This is a genomic window from Arthrobacter sp. NicSoilB8, from assembly GCF_019977355.1.
Lineage (GTDB): Bacteria > Actinomycetota > Actinomycetes > Actinomycetales > Micrococcaceae > Arthrobacter.
The window spans coordinates 91,558-107,341 of the sequence record NZ_AP024655.1 but is presented as its reverse complement, the minus strand read 5'-3'; the positions used below and the strand labels follow the sequence as shown (position 1 = coordinate 107,341).

The 15,784-nt window shown below is 68.2% G+C and carries 15 protein-coding genes and 1 pseudogene; 10 read left to right on the top strand and 6 right to left on the bottom strand.

Translation table 11 applies throughout. The features are described from left to right. Positions 1-60: 60 nt before the first annotated feature. On the top strand, positions 61-522 hold the full coding sequence (locus LDO15_RS00525; RefSeq protein WP_223982771.1) for a hypothetical protein: 462 nt from the start codon (positions 61-63) through the stop codon (positions 520-522). A 41-nt stretch (positions 523-563) separates the two neighbouring features. Here the strand turns inward: LDO15_RS00525 and LDO15_RS00520 are convergent, their stop codons facing one another. Then, positions 564-1,241 (bottom strand): metalloregulator ArsR/SmtB family transcription factor, encoded by a 678-nt coding sequence (locus tag LDO15_RS00520; protein WP_223982768.1) that lies wholly within the window; start codon positions 1,239-1,241, stop codon positions 564-566. Positions 1,242-1,444: 203 nt separating this feature from the next. Here LDO15_RS00520 and LDO15_RS00515 point away from each other — a divergent pair, with 203 nt between their 5' ends. From LDO15_RS00515 to LDO15_RS00505, 3 genes are all read left to right on the top strand, one after another. Further along, positions 1,445-2,644, top strand: coding sequence for an MFS transporter (locus tag LDO15_RS00515; RefSeq protein WP_223987650.1), 1,200 nt, complete (start codon positions 1,445-1,447; stop codon positions 2,642-2,644). Between the two features lie 139 nt (positions 2,645-2,783). After that, positions 2,784-3,110, top strand: a complete 327-nt coding sequence (locus LDO15_RS00510) for a winged helix-turn-helix domain-containing protein (RefSeq protein WP_223982765.1) — start codon at positions 2,784-2,786, stop codon at positions 3,108-3,110. Beyond that, positions 3,107-3,847 (top strand): cation transporter, encoded by a 741-nt coding sequence (locus LDO15_RS00505; RefSeq protein ID WP_223982762.1) that lies wholly within the window; start codon positions 3,107-3,109, stop codon positions 3,845-3,847. Before LDO15_RS00510 ends, LDO15_RS00505 begins: the two co-directional genes overlap by 4 nt. A 46-nt stretch (positions 3,848-3,893) precedes the next feature. Here LDO15_RS00505 and LDO15_RS00500 read toward each other — a convergent pair whose 3' ends face one another. From LDO15_RS00500 to LDO15_RS00490, 3 genes and pseudogenes are all read right to left on the bottom strand, one after another. Continuing rightward, complete coding sequence (locus tag LDO15_RS00500; protein WP_223982759.1) at positions 3,894-5,189, bottom strand: MFS transporter; 1,296 nt, start codon at positions 5,187-5,189, stop codon at positions 3,894-3,896. A 159-nt stretch (positions 5,190-5,348) separates the two neighbouring features. Next, positions 5,349-6,142 (bottom strand): annotated as a pseudogene (locus tag LDO15_RS00495) (SDR family oxidoreductase). 94 nt (positions 6,143-6,236) lie between these two features. Beyond that, a complete protein-coding gene (locus LDO15_RS00490; RefSeq protein ID WP_223982756.1) occupies positions 6,237-7,217 on the bottom strand; it encodes a helix-turn-helix transcriptional regulator in 981 nt (326 codons plus the stop codon). Positions 7,218-7,390: 173 nt separating this feature from the next. Between LDO15_RS00490 and LDO15_RS00485 the strand changes: the two genes are divergently transcribed. After that, the gene (locus LDO15_RS00485; protein ID WP_223982754.1) at positions 7,391-8,029 is read left to right on the top strand and encodes a LysE family translocator; all 639 of its coding nucleotides are present in this window, start codon (positions 7,391-7,393) and stop codon (positions 8,027-8,029) included. Here LDO15_RS00485 and LDO15_RS00480 read toward each other — a convergent pair. Continuing rightward, positions 8,026-9,405 carry a multidrug effflux MFS transporter gene (locus tag LDO15_RS00480; protein WP_223982751.1) on the bottom strand — a complete coding sequence of 460 codons (1,380 nt, stop codon included), beginning with the start codon at positions 9,403-9,405 and terminating at the stop codon, positions 8,026-8,028. The genes LDO15_RS00485 and LDO15_RS00480 overlap by 4 nt on opposite strands. Before the next feature lie 166 nt (positions 9,406-9,571). On the opposite strand from LDO15_RS00480, the gene LDO15_RS00475 reads away from it, so the two are divergent. From LDO15_RS00475 to LDO15_RS00460, 4 genes are all read left to right on the top strand, one after another. Beyond that, positions 9,572-10,453, top strand: a complete 882-nt coding sequence (locus LDO15_RS00475; protein ID WP_223982748.1) for a helix-turn-helix transcriptional regulator — start codon at positions 9,572-9,574, stop codon at positions 10,451-10,453. A 51-nt stretch (positions 10,454-10,504) separates the two neighbouring features. Next, on the top strand, positions 10,505-11,239 hold the full coding sequence (locus LDO15_RS00470) for a GAF and ANTAR domain-containing protein (RefSeq protein ID WP_223982745.1): 735 nt from the start codon (positions 10,505-10,507) through the stop codon (positions 11,237-11,239). A gap of 131 nt (positions 11,240-11,370) precedes the next feature. Further along, positions 11,371-11,766 carry a hypothetical protein gene (locus LDO15_RS00465; protein WP_223982742.1) on the top strand — a complete coding sequence of 132 codons (396 nt, stop codon included), beginning with the start codon at positions 11,371-11,373 and terminating at the stop codon, positions 11,764-11,766. A 267-nt stretch (positions 11,767-12,033) separates the two neighbouring features. After that, positions 12,034-14,700 (top strand): PEP/pyruvate-binding domain-containing protein, encoded by a 2,667-nt coding sequence (locus LDO15_RS00460; protein WP_223982740.1) that lies wholly within the window; start codon positions 12,034-12,036, stop codon positions 14,698-14,700. Between the two features lie 339 nt (positions 14,701-15,039). Here LDO15_RS00460 and LDO15_RS00455 read toward each other — a convergent pair whose 3' ends face one another. Continuing rightward, the gene (locus LDO15_RS00455; protein ID WP_223982738.1) at positions 15,040-15,387 is read right to left on the bottom strand and encodes a hypothetical protein; all 348 of its coding nucleotides are present in this window, start codon (positions 15,385-15,387) and stop codon (positions 15,040-15,042) included. A 147-nt stretch (positions 15,388-15,534) separates the two neighbouring features. On the opposite strand from LDO15_RS00455, the gene LDO15_RS00450 reads away from it, so the two are divergent. Further along, positions 15,535-15,750 carry a hypothetical protein gene (locus tag LDO15_RS00450; RefSeq protein WP_223982736.1) on the top strand — a complete coding sequence of 72 codons (216 nt, stop codon included), beginning with the start codon at positions 15,535-15,537 and terminating at the stop codon, positions 15,748-15,750. Positions 15,751-15,784: the final 34 nt, after the last annotated feature.

The window sequence follows — 15,784 nt, the reverse complement described above, 5'->3', positions numbered from 1 at the left end:
AGACGATGAACATGGCCCGCGATGCTCAGAGCCGACACCCCACTGGTAGAGGAGCTTCCAATGCCGAGACCTCACCCCATCATCTTGGGATCCATCGCGCTCGGGGCCGCCGTCGCACTGCTGACCGGGTGCAGCCCGGCCAGCCCGCCGGCAGCCACCCCCACTCCGACACTGACCGTCTCGAGCCCGCCGGCAAGCACGTCGCAGGTTTGCGCCGCGGCCGATGCCCATGCCGCGGCCCTGGCGAATTTCAAGGCCACGCTCAAGCCCGATGCCACGATCGAGGAGGTCCGCGCTGCCCGGGATGAAGTCACGAAGGCTTACGAAGATCTCGTCAAGGCGGGCGAGAACCTCGCCAAAGAGCGGGCCGATGCCGTCAAAGCGGCCGAGGCCAAGTTCAATGCGGCCGTCGCCGCGGTGCCCGACGACGCCACTTTGACTCAGGCAACCAATTCCCTCCGCGACGAGGCATCCAACGTCGAAGCCGCCATTCGTGACCTCCGGGCTGAGGTCAAGTGCTAGAACCCTGACGGATTTCGGCGCAGGGTTCACAACAGACCGGCCTAGGCTGCGGCGCCTTCCACAGCGAACCCGCCAAGCCGCCATTCCAGCATGCCTTCGTTCAGCCGACGAGCCCGACGGCCGGCGGAATGCAGCAGGTCAACGGCCTCGTAGGCCAGGACGCAGTAGGCACCGCGGCAGTAGGCGACGACCTCCCGGTCCTCGGGCAGCTCGGAGAGCCGGCCCCGGAGCTCCTCGAGCGGGATGGAAATCGCCCCGGGGATGTGAGCGGCCTCGAATTCCTCGCCCGGACGCACATCGAGGACGGTCACGGTACCGGCGCCGGCCCGGGCCAGCAGCTCTTCGCGCGTAATCTCCTCGCCGCCCGCCCGGCCCTGCCCGAGCCCCAGGTAGGCGGCCCGTTTGGCTTCGAGATCGGCCACGCGCTCCTGAGCAACTGACCGAAGCAGGCTGTAGAGCCGAAGGACGTCGGGGCCGGCGATGTCGTAGTAAATCCGGTTGCCGTCCCGTCGCGTGGTGACGAGTCCGGACTGGCGCAGGGCCTGCAGGTGGGCGGAAGCGGTGCTCAGCCCCAGCCCGGCGGCTGCGGCGAGGGTCTCCACGCTCCGCTCGCCCTGGCTGAGGAGGTCCAACAGCTCCAGCCGTTTCCCGTTGGCGAGGGCCTTGCCGACCCGGGCGAATTCCTCGAACAGCTCCGATTTCCTGGTCTTGTCTCCCACGCACTCCTCCAAAAATCCATGTAATACTGGAAAAGATACTATTCCATGTTTCTATGGAATACCACTGAGCCGCCGGAGCTTCACCCGGCGCGCAAGAAACGAAGGTCCTCGCCGCCTTGAATCTGGACAGCCGCACCGGAAAGATACGCGAAGGCACCGGGGACGCAATTGCCCTGGGCCTGCGTCAGAACATCGCCCAGTTCATGCTTCTCGTCGCCGTCAACGCCCTGGTCGGCGGGACCCTCGGCCAGGAACGCACAGTGCTGCCCCTGCTGGCCGGACAGGTATTCCACCTGGACCTCTACACCTCGGCCCTGACCTACATCCTGGCCTTCGGGGTCGCCAAGGCAGGGACCAACTACTTTGCCGGCACCCTCTCGGACCGCTACGGCCGCAAACCGGTGCTGGTCGCCGGCTGGCTGATTGCCCTCCCCGTCCCGCTGCTGCTGATTTTCGGACCGTCCTGGGCCTGGATCGTCGCCGCAAACGTGTTCCTGGGTATCAGCCAGGGCCTGACGTGGTCCACCACGGTGGTCATGAAAATGGACCTTGCCGGCCCGTCCCGCCGCGGCCTGGCGATGGGCCTGAACGAGGCCGCCGGGTACCTCGGCGTCGCCGGCACCGCCCTGGCCACCGGCTACATCGCCGCCCACTACGGGCTCCGGCCGGGGCCCTTCCTGCTCGGCGCCGCCTACATCGCGCTCGGCCTGGGCCTCTCGGTCTTCGCCGTCAAGGAAACCCGGGGCCACGCCCGGCTGGAGGCAGCCGGCCACACGTCCGCCCATGCCGGCGCGCACGGACAGTTGAACAACCGGGAGATTTTCACCCTCACCAGTTTCCGGGACAGGTCCCTCTCCTCGATCAGCCAGGCCGGCCTGGTCAACAACCTCAATGACGGCCTCGCCTGGGGACTGTTTCCCGTCCTCTTTGCCGCTGCGGGGCTGAGCATCGAAAAGATCGGCATTCTCGCCGCCGTCTACCCCGCCGTCTGGGGCGCCGCCCAACTTGTCACCGGCGCACTCTCGGACAAATACGGCCGGAAATGGCTGATCGTCGGCGGCATGCTCGTCCAGGCCGCGGCCCTCGGCATGATCGCACTGGGCACCGGCTTCGGCATCTGGCTCGCCGCCGCCGCTCTCCTCGGGCTCGGCACCGCCATGGTCTACCCCACCCTGCTGGCCGCCATCGGTGACGTCGCGCACCCGCAATGGCGTGCCCGCTCGGTGGGCATCTACCGCCTATGGCGCGACGGCGGATTCGCCGTCGGTGCACTGCTCGCCGGCATCCTCGCGGACGCCTACGGGATCCCGGCGGCCGTCGCCGCCGTCGGTGCCCTCACCGGGGCATCAGGCATCCTGGTCGCCGTCCGGATGCGCGCCACCGACCACCACCCCGCCGGATGAACCAGGGAAACCCGGGAAACCTATGCCTCACACAGAGCCGTCCCGAGCCCGGGCCCGGGCCCGCGGGCAGCTGAACCGGATCCCGACACACTCTCGCTACACGATTGCCTGAATACATCCGCGGCTGTACTTTGAAGTCATGGAGACACTCACGCACGCCCCGGTACTGGCGCGGTTCGGCTATGCCGTCTCGGACCCGACCAGGGCCAGGGTCCTGCTGGCACTGGCCCAGGCGCCGGCCTACCCTTCCGATCTCGCCGACTCGCTCGGGGTCTCGCGGCAGAGCATGTCCAACCATCTCACCTGCCTTCGCGGCTGCGGGCTCGTGGTGGCTGTTCCGGACGGCCGGCGGAACCGCTATGAGCTGGCCGATGCCCGGCTCGGCCACGCGATCGGCGACCTGCTCGGCGTCGTCCTGGCCGTGGATCCTGCCTGCTGCGCTCCCGACGGGACGTGCCTGGCATGACGGGCACCACGGCGGCACCCGATCCCGTCCGCCGCGCCGTGCTGAGCCGCCGCATCCGGCTGTTCGCAGCCGCGACCATCAGCTACAACATCGTTGAAGCCGCTGTCGCCCTCTGGGCCGGGGGCGTCGCCGACTCCTCCGCGCTGATCGGTTTCGGGCTGGACTCGGTGATCGAGGTTGCGTCCGCCGTCGCCCTGTCCTGGCAGTTTTCCGCCAACGATCCGGAGCGGCGCGAGCACCTGACGCTGCGCCTCATCGCCATCTCCTTCTTTGCCCTCGCCGCCTTCGTCACCTTCGACTCCGTGACCTCCCTGGCTGGCGGCGGCGAGGCGCGGCATTCGACGCCGGGCATCGCCATCGCCGCGCTGAGCCTTGTCATCATGCCCGTGCTGTCCTGGCTGCAGCGCAGGGCCGGCCGCGAGCTCGGATCCCGGACGGCGGTGGCAGATTCCAAACAGACCCTGCTGTGCACCTACCTCTCCGCCGTTCTGCTGCTCGGGCTGGTCCTGAACAGCGCGCTGGGCTGGTGGTGGGCGGACGCCGGCGCCGCGCTGGTCATCGCTGTCATCGCTGTCCGCGAAGGAATCAACGCCTGGAAAGGCGACGTCTGCTGCGCCGTCCCGCACCCGGCGGCGTCTCTCGGTGCCGAGGCGGGCGACTGCTGCGAGGGTTGCGGTTCCAACCCGGCACCAACCACCGTCAGCCTGGGTTTGGACCTGGGCCGCCGGGACACCTGAAACGCGTGATTCGATGGTGGCTGGCCCGCCGGCGGCCAGTGGCCGCTCACGAGATTGCTGAAGTCCGGACTTTGCGCGTTTCGCGGGGGCCGGCGGGGTAGCCGCCGCGGCGGCTGGCCAGGATGATCGCGAGGGCTGCCGCCGTCGGGATTGCTGCTGCCAGCGGCACGAACCGGGCGCCGACGGCGCCTAGGGCCACGGCGCCGTACCCGGCGCCGACGGCGATGCCCAGCTGGATGGTGACCACCGTCAGGCCGTTGGCAGCGTCCTTGTGCTCTCCGCCGGCGCGGAGGATCGCCGCCTGGTTGTAGATGCCGATGGCCCCGAACGCGGCTCCCCACAACGTCACCAGCGCAAGTTCCCCCGCCCAGGTGCCGCCCAGTACGGGCAAGAGGGCGAAGGCTCCCACGAGCACGGCCACCGCGGACAGCAGGGAGCGTCGCGGACGCGAATCCGCCGTCAGGCCCGCGATCCAGATCCCGAGAAGGCTGGCGACCCCCACCACGGACAGGGAGATGCCCGTGAAGGCGTCCGGCAGGCCGGAGCTTTGGAGGAAGGGGGCGATGTAGGTGAAGAGGGTGAAGTGCCCCAGAAGCAGGAGCGGCCAGGCCGTGGCCACGGCTATCACGCCCGGCAGCTTCAGGGCTCCGCGCAGCGACGGCGCTGTAGCGCCGCCCCCGTCCGGAGCAGCGGGGAGCACCCAGACCGCCAGCAAGGCGAGCAGGCCTCCGACTCCCGCCAGGACAAGGAAGGAGTCACGCCAGGTCAGCACCGATCCCATGAGCGTGCCGATCGGCGCGCCGACGGCCAGGGCGATGCTGTTGCCGCTGAAGACGATGGCCATGGCCTTACCGACCGAATGCGCCGGAACGATCCGTGCCACGTATGGGGCCATGCTGGACCACAGCATCCCGTGGGCCACGCCGCCCAGAAGCCTGGCGGCAATGGCCAGGCCGAGGACGGGGCTGAGTGCCAGCATCACGTTGCTGACCGCGAACGCGAGGACGGTGGCGATCAACAACGTCTTACGGGGAACCCGCCCGGCGAGCAGCCTTGAGAGTGGAAGCGCGGTGAAGACGATGACGGCCGCGTAGGCGGCCGTCAGGGAACCCACGGCTGATTCCTCCACCCCGAGGTCGCGGCTGATCTGCGGCAGCAGCCCCGACGGCAGGAGTTCGGTGGTGACCGCGGTGAAACCCGCCGCGGCGAGGATCAGCAGGCCGCCCCGCGGAAACCTCGGGGCGGGGACCGTTCCCTCGGGCAGCGACTGTGGTGATGCCGGGTGCGACTGTCGTGATGCGGCGGGCGCCGGTGTTTCGGCGATGGATGACTCTGGCGTCAAGGGTGCGTCCTCATGAGTTGGGTCCGGTGGGGTGCGGCCGTTTAGCGTGTCATGGAGCCGCTGTGGTGGAGTCGGGAATCAGCGCAGCCCTGTCGGGGCACGGCTCAAAACCCGGTTGCTTCGCATTCGCGATCGGACCTGTGGCCGGCATTGGCCGTGTCAGGCATCGTAGGCGAGGCTGCTGGAGAGATCGCGGTGGGCGTCGGCCTGGGCAAGCAGCTCCTTGGCCCGGGTCTCGAAGACCCCCACGGCGTCGGCGCCGGCGGCAAAGCGCAGCGGCGGCTCGTCCAGCTCGGTGAGTTGGATTAGGGCGTCGGCGAGCTTGGCCGGGTCACCGCCCTGCAGGCCGTTCATGCCTTTCCACGCGGTGACCGTCTGCTCGGTCCTCTCGGCATAGTCCTCGATGGTGGAAACGGCGTAGCTGGTGGATTCGGGGGTGAGAAGTTCGGTGCGGAAGAACCCTGGCTCCACAATCATGGTGCGGATGCTGAATGGGGCGACTTCCAGGGCCAGCGACTCCGCCCAGCCCTCCAGCCCGAACTTGGAGGCGGCGTAGGCGGAAAGGAACTCCCCGCCCGCGATGCCGGCGGTGGAGGAGATGGTGACGACCAGCCCGGAGCGCTGGGCCCGCAGGACCGGCAAGGCCTCGCGGGTGACGTTCATGGGCCCGAATATGGTGGTTTCGATCTGCGCCCGGAAGTCCTCCGGGTGATCTCTTCGAAGAATCCGGCGTAGAAGTTGCCGGCGTTGTTGACGAGAACATCAATCTTTCCGAACCGGTCGACGGCGGCCTGCACCGCCGCTCCCGCGGCGGCGGGGTCGGTGACGTCGAGCGTCACAGCCAGCAGATTTTCGTTCTCGCCTATGGCCCGGGCGACCTTTCCCGGGTTGCGGCCGGTGGCAACCACCCCGTGGCCGGCAGCCAGGGCCGCCTTCGCGATGTCGGTGCCCATGCCGCGGCCGGCACCGGTGATGAACCAGACCTTCTTCTCGGTCATGTTGTCCTCTTGCCCTCTCAGGTATTCCTGCCCAGCCATGTGCTCCTGTTCAGTCATGTGGTTCTGTCTTTCCTGGGTGACGTGTCCCCGGTTGCGCGTCGGAACGCAACTCAGGGCCGGTTGCTCCACCGGCGGGATTGCCGGCGACGGTTGTTTCGGGAGGCGAAGCCGCCCAGCTGGCGAGGAACGCCAACGCGTGTTCGGATGCAGAGCCGGGCTCCGCTGTGAAGGTGAACAGCACCTGTCCCTCATCGCCCGGAAGGTGCAACGTCTCGAACTGCAGGGACAAATCCCCGGCGACCGGGTGGTGGAAGCGCTTGGTCCCCGTGGTGTGGATCCGCACGTCGTGCCCGGCCCAAAGCGCGGCGAACATCCCGCTGCGCGTGGCCAGCTCCCCGACCAGTTCGTTGAGCGCCCGGTCACGCGGGTTCCTCCCCGATTCCAGGCGCAGCATCGCCACCGTAGTGGCGGCGACCGCGCGCCAATCGGGATAGAAATTCGCTGCGTGCGGATCCAGGAAGAGGTAGCGCGCCTGGTTGGGCAGCCGGGCCGGGGTGTCCGGGGCCGCCTGCGCGGCGGAGTTGAACACCTCCGCATAGAGCGCACGGCCCAGCAGGTTGGCGGCCAGCACGTCTGAACGGCCGTTCTGCACCAGGGCAACCACTCCGGTCATGGCATCCAGGAGGCGCAGCATGCCGGGGCGGACCCGCTGCTGCGGTGGCCGCCGCGGCGCCCGACGTGCCGGGGTGTTGGCCGTCCGCGCCAGGTCCATCAGGTGCGCCTGCTCGGCCTCATCTAGCTGGAGGGCCGAGGCGACCGCCTCGAGTACCCCGTCTGAGACGCCTCGTATGCTGCCGCGCTCCAGCCGCGTGTAGTAGTCCGTGCTCACCCCGGCGAGCTGCGCCACTTCCTCACGGCGAAGGCCCGGGACGCGGCGCAACTCCCCGTAGCTGGGGATACCGGCCCTGTCCGGGCTGACGTTCGCGCGCCGCGAGATCAGGAACTCACGGATTTCCTCTTTTCTGTCCACGTTCACCACGCTACGCAGGCCGGGCCTTCGGTGGCAGTGTCTGTCAGACACCCCCAAGCCCCCTGAAAGACCGGAGCCGGGCACCACGCCGGGTCTCCGGAACCGCGGGCGGGGCAACGGCGCGGGGCTGCCACAATTGCCACCAGACGGCCGGCCCGCGGACAATAGTCCCCATGACTGCCGTGACCCTGTTCGCCTTTGCCGGGCTGTGCCTGTTGCTCTCCGTCACCCCGGGCCCGGATACGTTCCTGGTGCTGCGGATCTCGCTGCAGAATGCCGGGGCCGGCATTGCCGCGGCGTTCGGCTCGGCTGTGGCATCCATGGTCTGGGCGGCGCTGGTGGGAGTGGGACTCGCCGCCGTGCTGGAGGACTCCGCCGAAGTGTTCCGCTGGCTAAAGATCGCAGGCGGGTTGTACCTGCTGTATCTGGGGATCTCGTCGCTGATCCGGGCCCGCCGTACCGCAACTCCTTCCGCAACGACCGGGCACGCTCCCCGCCGAAACTACAGCCGAAAGACGGGGTTCGGCGCCGGCGCGCTCTCCACGCTGCTCAACCCCAAGGTCGGCCTGTTCTACCTCGCCGTCGTGCCGCAATTCATTCCGCACGGCGGCAACACGCTGGACACCGCCCTGGTGCTGGGTGTCATCGAAAGCGTCATTGGTTTTCTCTATCTGGTGGCCGTGTCCATCGCGGCCGCGAAGGCCATGGCCTGGCTGCAGCGCCCCCGGGTGAGTGCCTGGCTCGAACGCGGCAGCAGCGGCATCATCGCCGCACTCGGCCTGGGCGTTCTGGCCTCCAGCACGACCTCCTAGCCGGCGGGTGCCCGCGCTGGTGTTGCGCGGGTGCCCCCGTCCGGCCGGGGACAATTCGAACATGCGGCGGTATCCCTCGACCGGGGGCCTGGTGGCTCACGGCGCTGACCCACCCGCTCGATGTCACCGTGCCGCGGTTGAAGAAGCGGACCGAAGCTGCGGGCGGCAGGCCGGGCCAGGACGAGGAGCCCAGCAAGGGACAGCAAGGCTCCGGCGATCATCAGTGCCGCCATGGGGACCGCGGTGTCCGAGCCGCCCAAGCCGGCGATCGGTGCGACGATGCCCGCGGTGGTCCATTGCACGAGCCCGAGCACCGCGGAACTGGTTCCCGGGTGCTCCGGCACCTCCGCCGACGCGAGAGCGCCCCCGTTGGTGTTGACGAGGCCCTGCGCGACCATGAGGGCGAAGAAGCTGGCCAAAGCCACCGGCAGCGGCGTGCCAAACCACAGGGCTCCCGCTAGCATGGCCACGCCCGCGGCCAGGGCGATGATCTGGCCGGTGAGGATTACCCGGCGCGTGGATACGCGGCCTGCCAGGCGCGCCGAGACGAGGGCGGCAACGGTCATGCCGCCAGCATTGGCGGCGAACACTATTGAGTACGCCACCGGCGACAGGCCGTTCATGTTTTGCAGGATGAACGAGGACGTGGCGACGTATGCGAACAGGGCGATGAACGCCGAGGATGCCACGACGACATAGCCGACGAATCGGCGGCTGGCCAGCACGGTGCGCGCAGCGTGGCCGAATTCGCGCAGGCCGCCTGCGTGCCGTTTCCCGGGCGGCAGGGACTCTGGAACGACGAACAGGGCGCACAAGGTCATGAGGATGCCGAGGGCCGCGAGTACCCAGAACGTCATCCGCCAGCCGGTCAGCTGCAAGATGACCGCCCCAAGCAGGGGGCTGATGATCGGGGCGACGCCGCCGATGCCCATGACGATGTTGAGCACCCGGACCAGTTGCGGGCCATGGGCGCGGTCGACGATCACGGCGCGGCCGACGACCATCGCCCAGCCGCCGCCGAAGCCCTGCAGGAACCGGGCGATAATCAAGATCCCGACGCCCGGGGCCAGGGCGCAGGCTACCGAGGCGGCCGTCATCAGAATCGTGCCCGCGACCAGGGGCATCCGCCGGCCGCGCTGGTCGCTGAACGGTCCGCCGACGAGCTGTCCGAGTCCCATCCCGGCGAAGAACGTCGTCAGCGTCAACTGCACCGCCGATGCCGTCGTGCCGAATTCCTCCGTCACGCGCGGGAACGCCGGGACGTACATATCGGTCGCCAGCGGCGCGACAGCGGTGAGGAAGATGACCGTGGCGACGACCGACGCCGGGACGATCCCCGACGACGGCGCCCGCGTTGAGATCGCCGACGGGCTCACGGGCCGGGGGCGTTCATGGTCGTTGCGTGCATATGCTTCTCCATCTCGTTGAATGCTGGGGGTTTTCTCCATCAAACAAACGATGGACGCGCCTAGCCACGGCCCTGATGAAACGGGTTACGGCAGACCCTCCCACGGCTTCGCGGTTTCGACGTAACGTTTCCCTATGGATAACAGAGCCGAGGTGCGCGCGTTCCTGGCCTCGCGCCGCGGACGCATCACCCCCGAGCAGGCTGGCCTCGAGCCCATCGGCGGCCGGCGGCGCGTGACGGGCCTTCGAAGAGAAGAAGTCGCCCGCCTCGCCGGCGTCAGCGTCGACTACTACACCCGCCTCGAACGCGGAAATCTCACCGGCGCCTCCGACAGCGTCCTCGACTCCATTGCGCGCGCCTTGGAGCTCGACCGCGCCGAACACGACCACCTCTACAACCTCGCCCGCACAGCGAATACCTCGAGCCGGAACCGCCCCACGACCTCCGCGGCGTCTGCCGTTCGCCCCGTGCTCCAGAACCTACTGGACGCCATCACCGCGGCGCCCGCGTTCATCGGGAACAACCGGATGGATATCGTCGCCGCCAACGCGCTCGGCTACGCCCTCTACTCCGACATGTACCGCGGCACGGCCCGTCCTGCGAACCACTCTCGTTTCATCTTCCTTGACCCGCGTGCCCGCGATTTCTACCCGGACTGGGAGCGTGCGGCCAACGTCAACGTCGCGATCCTGCGACGCGACGCCGGCCGCTTCCCGCACGACAAGCGCATCGCCGAACTCGTCGGCGAACTCTCCGTGCGCAGCGACGAATTCCGCTCACGCTGGGCAGCGCACAACGTCCGCCGCCACTACTCGGGAACGAAACAATTCCAGCACCCGGTCGTCGGACTCCTCGAGCTGAGCTACCAGGTGATGGAACTCGAAGAAGATCCCGGGCACACCCTGACGGTCTATCCCGCCATCCCCGGCAGCCCCTCCGATGAAGCGCTCAGACTCCTCGCCTCCTGGGCAGCGACGGAGGATGTCGCCCAGGCGGCGTCTCTCGACACGGCCTAGGTTCAACCACGCGGAGCAGCGGAGGCCAGGATGGACGCGAACCGACCAGAGATGAGCACTGCCGGGGCCGGTAACGGCCGTGTCAGCGCCGAGCTGGCAACCCAGCTCAGCGACCTCGCTCGGGAGCTGCAGCAGGAACACGACGTCCACGCCGTCCTCTCCGGCATCGTCCATGCCGCCCTGGACCTCATTCCCGGGACCGCGCAGGCATCCATCAGCCTTGTGACGGGCCGGAAGAAAGTTGACTCCGAAGTCGCCTCGGGAGACCTTCCACGCCGTGTCGATGCCCTGCAGAACTCCACCGGCCAGGGGCCCTGCCTGGACGCGGCCTACCAGGAACGGGTGGTTCGTGTCCCGGACCTCAGCCGGGAAGGCCGCTGGCCGGCGTTCTCCCGGGGTGCCGTGGAACTCGGGGCACGGAGCATGCTCTCAATCCAGCTATTCGTTGAAGGCGACCGCCTCGGTGCACTGAATCTTTACGGGAAAGGTCCCAATGCCTTCAACGACGAGTCCGAACAGGTCGGCTTGCTGGTCGCCGCGCACGCCGCCGTGGCTTTCGCCGACTCCCAGAAAATCAGTCAGCTGTCCGAAGCCCTGGTATCCCGGCAACTCATCGGCCAGGCAGAAGGCATCCTGATGGAACGATACAAGATCACCGCAGAGCAGGCCTTCCTCCTCCTCAGCCGTGTCAGTTCCAAATCCAACATCAAACTCCGGGACATCGCCGAGCATCTCGCCCGCAGCGGGGAAATAGTCCCTCCGCGACACACTCCTGCCGACGGCTGATTTCCGTCCTTCAGGACGATCCCACCCCGCCCACGGCTGGAAAGCACTGATTCTGTCCCCGGAGGGGCGGCCTCGCTAGACTTAATTTGCGCCGCAGAAGACGCAGAGTTCGTCTCGGGAAAGGCACGATCATGACCGGCAACAGCGGCTTCGAAGACACTGCGAATGAGGCAGGTTCGGACAAGAAGCCAGAAGAACCAGAACTGCGTGGACGGTACGTCGAAGGCAACTACGGCAAGGCGGGTGCGCAGAGCGGCCGCCATGCGGACGACGAGGAAGGCCAATACATCGAAGGGAATTACGGCGCGGCCGGCAGCGAAGGCGGCCTGCCCGAACCCCTGGGCGACAAGGCCAGGGAATCGGGACGCTATGTGGAGGCGAATTACGGCGATGCCGGGTCGGCACCTGGCCGCACCGCGGAATCCGAAGTCGGCCGGTACTCGGAAGGCGACTACGGCGCCGACGGAACCGTCGGACCCGTGCGGAAATCAGCAGAACGGCCGGCCCCGCCAAAGGCTGAAGGCTGACTCGCCGCCCCGGATGACGCAGGCCGTGGCCTGAGGGCCGAAGTTCCCTCCTGCATCGCGAACCGGGGTGTTGGCGTCTATTCCCGCTCGGCGATCGCCGTCGGGCCCGCCGCCAGGCTGTCCCACATGCCCTCCGGGCGCGTGGCTTCCTGGAAGGCTTTCCCGGTGCCCCGCTCAGCTATGGCCTCTTGCCTGCGGCAGTGCCAGTATGTTGGGAATCAGGCGCAATGCGGGCGCCCGGGTTCCGGGTAGGAAGGACGCACGGTCATGACCTACATCAACAACTTCGGCGATGTGGGACCAGGCGACGTCGCCGCGGCCGGCGGCAAGGGCGTGGGACTGGGCGGCCTCGTTCAGGCCGGCCTGCCGGTCCCTCCGGGGTTTGTACTGAACACCGCAGCTTATGCGGATTTCGTGAAGGCCAACCACCTCGAAGCCGGCATCCAGGAGCTCGCCGCCTTGTCACCGATGGCCGCGCCACAGGACTACGAGGACGCCTCGGAGCGGATCCGTGCCCTGTTCACCGGCGGAACCATGCCGGCCGCGATCGCGGCCGAACTCGACGCCGCCTACGGAGGTCTCGGTAGCGGGGACACGGCCGTGGCGGTGCGCTCCTCCGCCACGGCCGAGGACCTCGCCTCGGCCAGCTTCGCCGGGCAACAGGAAACGTACCTGAACGTCCGCGGGGCGGAGGCCCTAGCCACGGCCGTGATCGACTGCTGGGCCTCCCTATGGACGGCGCGCGCCATGGCCTACCGGGCTCGCGAAGGCATCGGACCGGACACGGTGCGCCTCGCCGTCGTGATCCAGCGGATGGTCGAAGCCGAAGCGGCCGGCGTGATGTTCACCGCCAATCCGGCCAACGGGCGCCGCGACCAGATTGTGATCAGTGCCGCGTGGGGCCTGGGCGAGTCCGTGGTCAGCGGAACGGTGACCACGGATGACGTCGTCGTCGAAGCGGGGACCGGCCGCGTGCTGTCCCGCCGGACAGCTGACAAGGAAGTCATGACCGTCTACGCGGAACACGGGACGCGGGAGCAGCCGGTGCCGGCGGTCCGCCGTCGTCAGCCCGTACTGGTCGACCGGGCGGCGGCCGAGCTGGCCGGCCACGGAACCCGGATTGCCGATCATTTCGGGACGCCACAGGACATTGAATGGGCACGGGCCGGCGGCGAGTTCTTCATCCTGCAATCCCGGCCCATCACCGCCCTGCCCGAACCGGAGGCCGACATCCCGGACACCTGGCCGGTGCCCTACCGGCACGGGCTCTACTTCCGGGCGAGCATCGTGGAACAGTTGCCCGACCCGCTCTCGCCGCTGTTCGCCGACCTCATTGACGGCTCGGTGTCCCGGTCGCTGAGGGCCTTGATGGCCGGCGCCGTCGGCAAGAACGTCATCCGCGAGGACGACGTCGGACTGCCCACCATCAACGGTTACGCCTATTACTATTACCGCAATTCGGGAATGTGGCGGGTGATGGGCAGGTCGCTGACCGCGGTCCGTGCGCTGGCCCGCGGCAAGGCGCACATGGGAGTTGCCGGCTGGCGGGAGTTCTCGCATCCCCGCTACGAGAAGGTGATCAAGGACTGGTCGGCGAAGCCCGTCGTGGAGCTCTCCGGAGAGGAACTGCTGGAGGGTGTGCAGACGCTGCTGGACGCCGGCACCGTCTACTACACGGCCGTGCAGTCCATCATTCCGATCGCCGCGACCAGCGAAATCTCCTTCCGGATGTATTACGACAAGTTCGTGCGGCGCGACGGGGATCCCCCCGCCCAGACGTTCCTCCTCGGCTACGACAGCGAACCCATCCGGGCCGAGAAGTCGCTCTACGACCTCGCCGTCTGGGCCCGGGAAGTTCCGGCGCTGGCGCCGGCGATCCTCAAGGAACCCACGGCGGCGCTGGTCGAGTCGCAGCGCACCGGCGCCCCGCCTGCCGGGATGGACCCGGCACTGTGGCAGCAATGGCATCCCCGCTTCCAGGAGCATCTTGGCCGGTTCGGCCATGCGGTCTACAACCTGGACTTCGTCAGCCCGGTGCCGGCCGACGATCCCTCGCCGCTGCTGGAGACGGTGAAGTTCTACCTGCGCGGACAGGGCAACGATCCGTATGAGCGGCAGCGGCTGTCGGCCGCCCGCCGGGAGGACGAAACCAGCCGAACGGCCGCCCGGCTCGGACCGAACCGCCGGGCCGCTTTCCTCCGCCTGCTCCGGTGGGCCCAGCATGCGGCCCCGATCCGCGAGGATGCCCTGGCCGACGTCGGCCTGGCCTGGCCGCTGCTGCGGCGGATGCTGTTCGAGCTCGGACGACGGCTGGTCGACTCCGCTGTCATCGCCGAGCCCGGCGACGTCTTCTGGCTGCGTCACGGGGAGCTGCGCAGCACCGTCGAGTTCGGCCTTGCCGGGCCGGGCACACCGGCCGCGGTGGCGATTACCGGGGCAGACCGGCCCGTCCGCGCCGGTGCCGTCGCAGAGCGCAAGATGCTATGGCGGGGACAGGCCAAGGCCGCCGCCCCGCAGCTGCTGCCGGAGAGCCGATGGATGGAGCGGGCCTTCGGGTCGATGATGCCGGCGGGCCCGCAGGATCAGCTCGGCGACGTCATCAAAGGCGCCGGCGCCAGCTCGGGCCAGGTCACGGCTCCCGCGCGCGTGCTGAGCGGGCCCCAGGACTTCGGCCGGATGATGCCCGGCGACGTTCTGGTGGCCCGCATCACCACTCCGGCCTGGACCTCACTGTTCGCGATGGCCTCCGCCGTGGTCACCGACGTCGGCGGCCCGCTGAGCCACAGCTCGATCGTGGCCCGCGAGTACGGCATCCCGGCCGTACTCGGCACGGGGGTGGCCACCCAAAGGCTGACCAGCGGGCAGCGGATCCACGTCGACGGCGACGCCGGCATCGTCACGATCGAGCAATCGGCCGCGACGCCGGCGGCGTGACCGAATCACCTCCGCGGTGCCGCGAATCGTTCGCGGCTTGAACGGCTGTCATGCTGTCCGTGTGAGTGCTCAGCCCGCGGTGGCGGCCTCGTGTGCGCGGACGTCCGCCAGGGTCCGAGTGATCTCATCGTCCGAGAGCCCGCGGATACGCAGACTGAAAATCAGGTCTCGTTCGTAGCTCACGGTTGTTCCTCGCGCATCTGTCGGATTCCTGTGAGGGCCTCGCTTCTTCGCCGCCCGGTGCCCTGGCTCGCCGTCGACTCAGCGCAATCAGGAACGCGAGACCCGATGATGAACAACAACCGGAACACGGCAAGGGCGCCGAGCACTGTACGTGTGCTAGTCCGCGGAACCGGTTCTGTCCGGCAGGCTGGCATCCGCCGGAAAGGTCATGAACGCCGGCGTCTCGTACGGATGCGCGGAAAGTGCGGCCTCGAGGACGGCATTGCGTCGGGAGCGAGGGTAGATTGCCTCGATCCGGGTTTCCGGCACCTCTTGGGGGGAATTGACGGTGCCGAAGACCGGGGTCGCACCCGGCAGCGGTGTGAAGCGCCCCGTGCCTTCGAGGCTGAACGAGCAGTGCGAGTAGTTGCCCAGGGTGCCCGCCCCGGCGTCGCCAATGGCCTGCCGGACAGCGTGCGCAGCTTCGGTGGGAACGTAGATGACCAGACAATCAATTGGCTCCATGGCAGAAAGTCTCCCACGGAGCAAAGCCGCACTCCTGCGCTAAGGGGCCGGCCAGGCGCACAGCCAGGACAAAGGTTCCTCTAAGCCCTCAGCAATTCCTCCGCGGGAGAGTGGTTAAAGGAACATCCGCGCCAAGGAGTACCCCCGATGATCATCTACCGCCCCATCGCCCCGCTGACCGCCGGCCGCACCGGACTTAAGTCGGCGCTGGCCGCCATGGCCTTGACCGCTGTGCTGGGCACCACCTGGCAACTCTCCGGCGAAACTCCGGGGACGCAGGAGGGCTGCGGAAACACCGGCAAACTAAACGGCCATCCAGTTGAATCGCCTCTTGACCGACGATATTCACCGATATATCGTTAACTATCGCCGGAAGATCGGCGGCCCTCAGGGACAA

Excerpts from the sequence above, each read along its gene's own strand:
- LDO15_RS00525 (WP_223982771.1), top strand. The coding sequence starts at position 61 with ATGCCGAGACCTCACCCCATCATCTTGGGATCCATCGCGCTCGGGGCC.
- LDO15_RS00515 (WP_223987650.1), top strand. The coding sequence starts at position 1,445 with ATGCTTCTCGTCGCCGTCAACGCCCTGGTCGGCGGGACCCTCGGCCAG.
- LDO15_RS00510 (WP_223982765.1), top strand. The coding sequence starts at position 2,784 with ATGGAGACACTCACGCACGCCCCGGTACTGGCGCGGTTCGGCTATGCC.
- LDO15_RS00505 (WP_223982762.1), top strand. The coding sequence starts at position 3,107 with ATGACGGGCACCACGGCGGCACCCGATCCCGTCCGCCGCGCCGTGCTG.
- LDO15_RS00485 (WP_223982754.1), top strand. The coding sequence starts at position 7,391 with ATGACTGCCGTGACCCTGTTCGCCTTTGCCGGGCTGTGCCTGTTGCTC.
- LDO15_RS00475 (WP_223982748.1), top strand. The coding sequence starts at position 9,572 with ATGGATAACAGAGCCGAGGTGCGCGCGTTCCTGGCCTCGCGCCGCGGA.
- LDO15_RS00470 (WP_223982745.1), top strand. The coding sequence starts at position 10,505 with ATGAGCACTGCCGGGGCCGGTAACGGCCGTGTCAGCGCCGAGCTGGCA.
- LDO15_RS00465 (WP_223982742.1), top strand. The coding sequence starts at position 11,371 with ATGACCGGCAACAGCGGCTTCGAAGACACTGCGAATGAGGCAGGTTCG.
- LDO15_RS00460 (WP_223982740.1), top strand. The coding sequence starts at position 12,034 with ATGACCTACATCAACAACTTCGGCGATGTGGGACCAGGCGACGTCGCC.
- LDO15_RS00455 (WP_223982738.1), bottom strand. The coding sequence starts at position 15,387 with ATGGAGCCAATTGATTGTCTGGTCATCTACGTTCCCACCGAAGCTGCG.
- LDO15_RS00450 (WP_223982736.1), top strand. The coding sequence starts at position 15,535 with ATGATCATCTACCGCCCCATCGCCCCGCTGACCGCCGGCCGCACCGGA.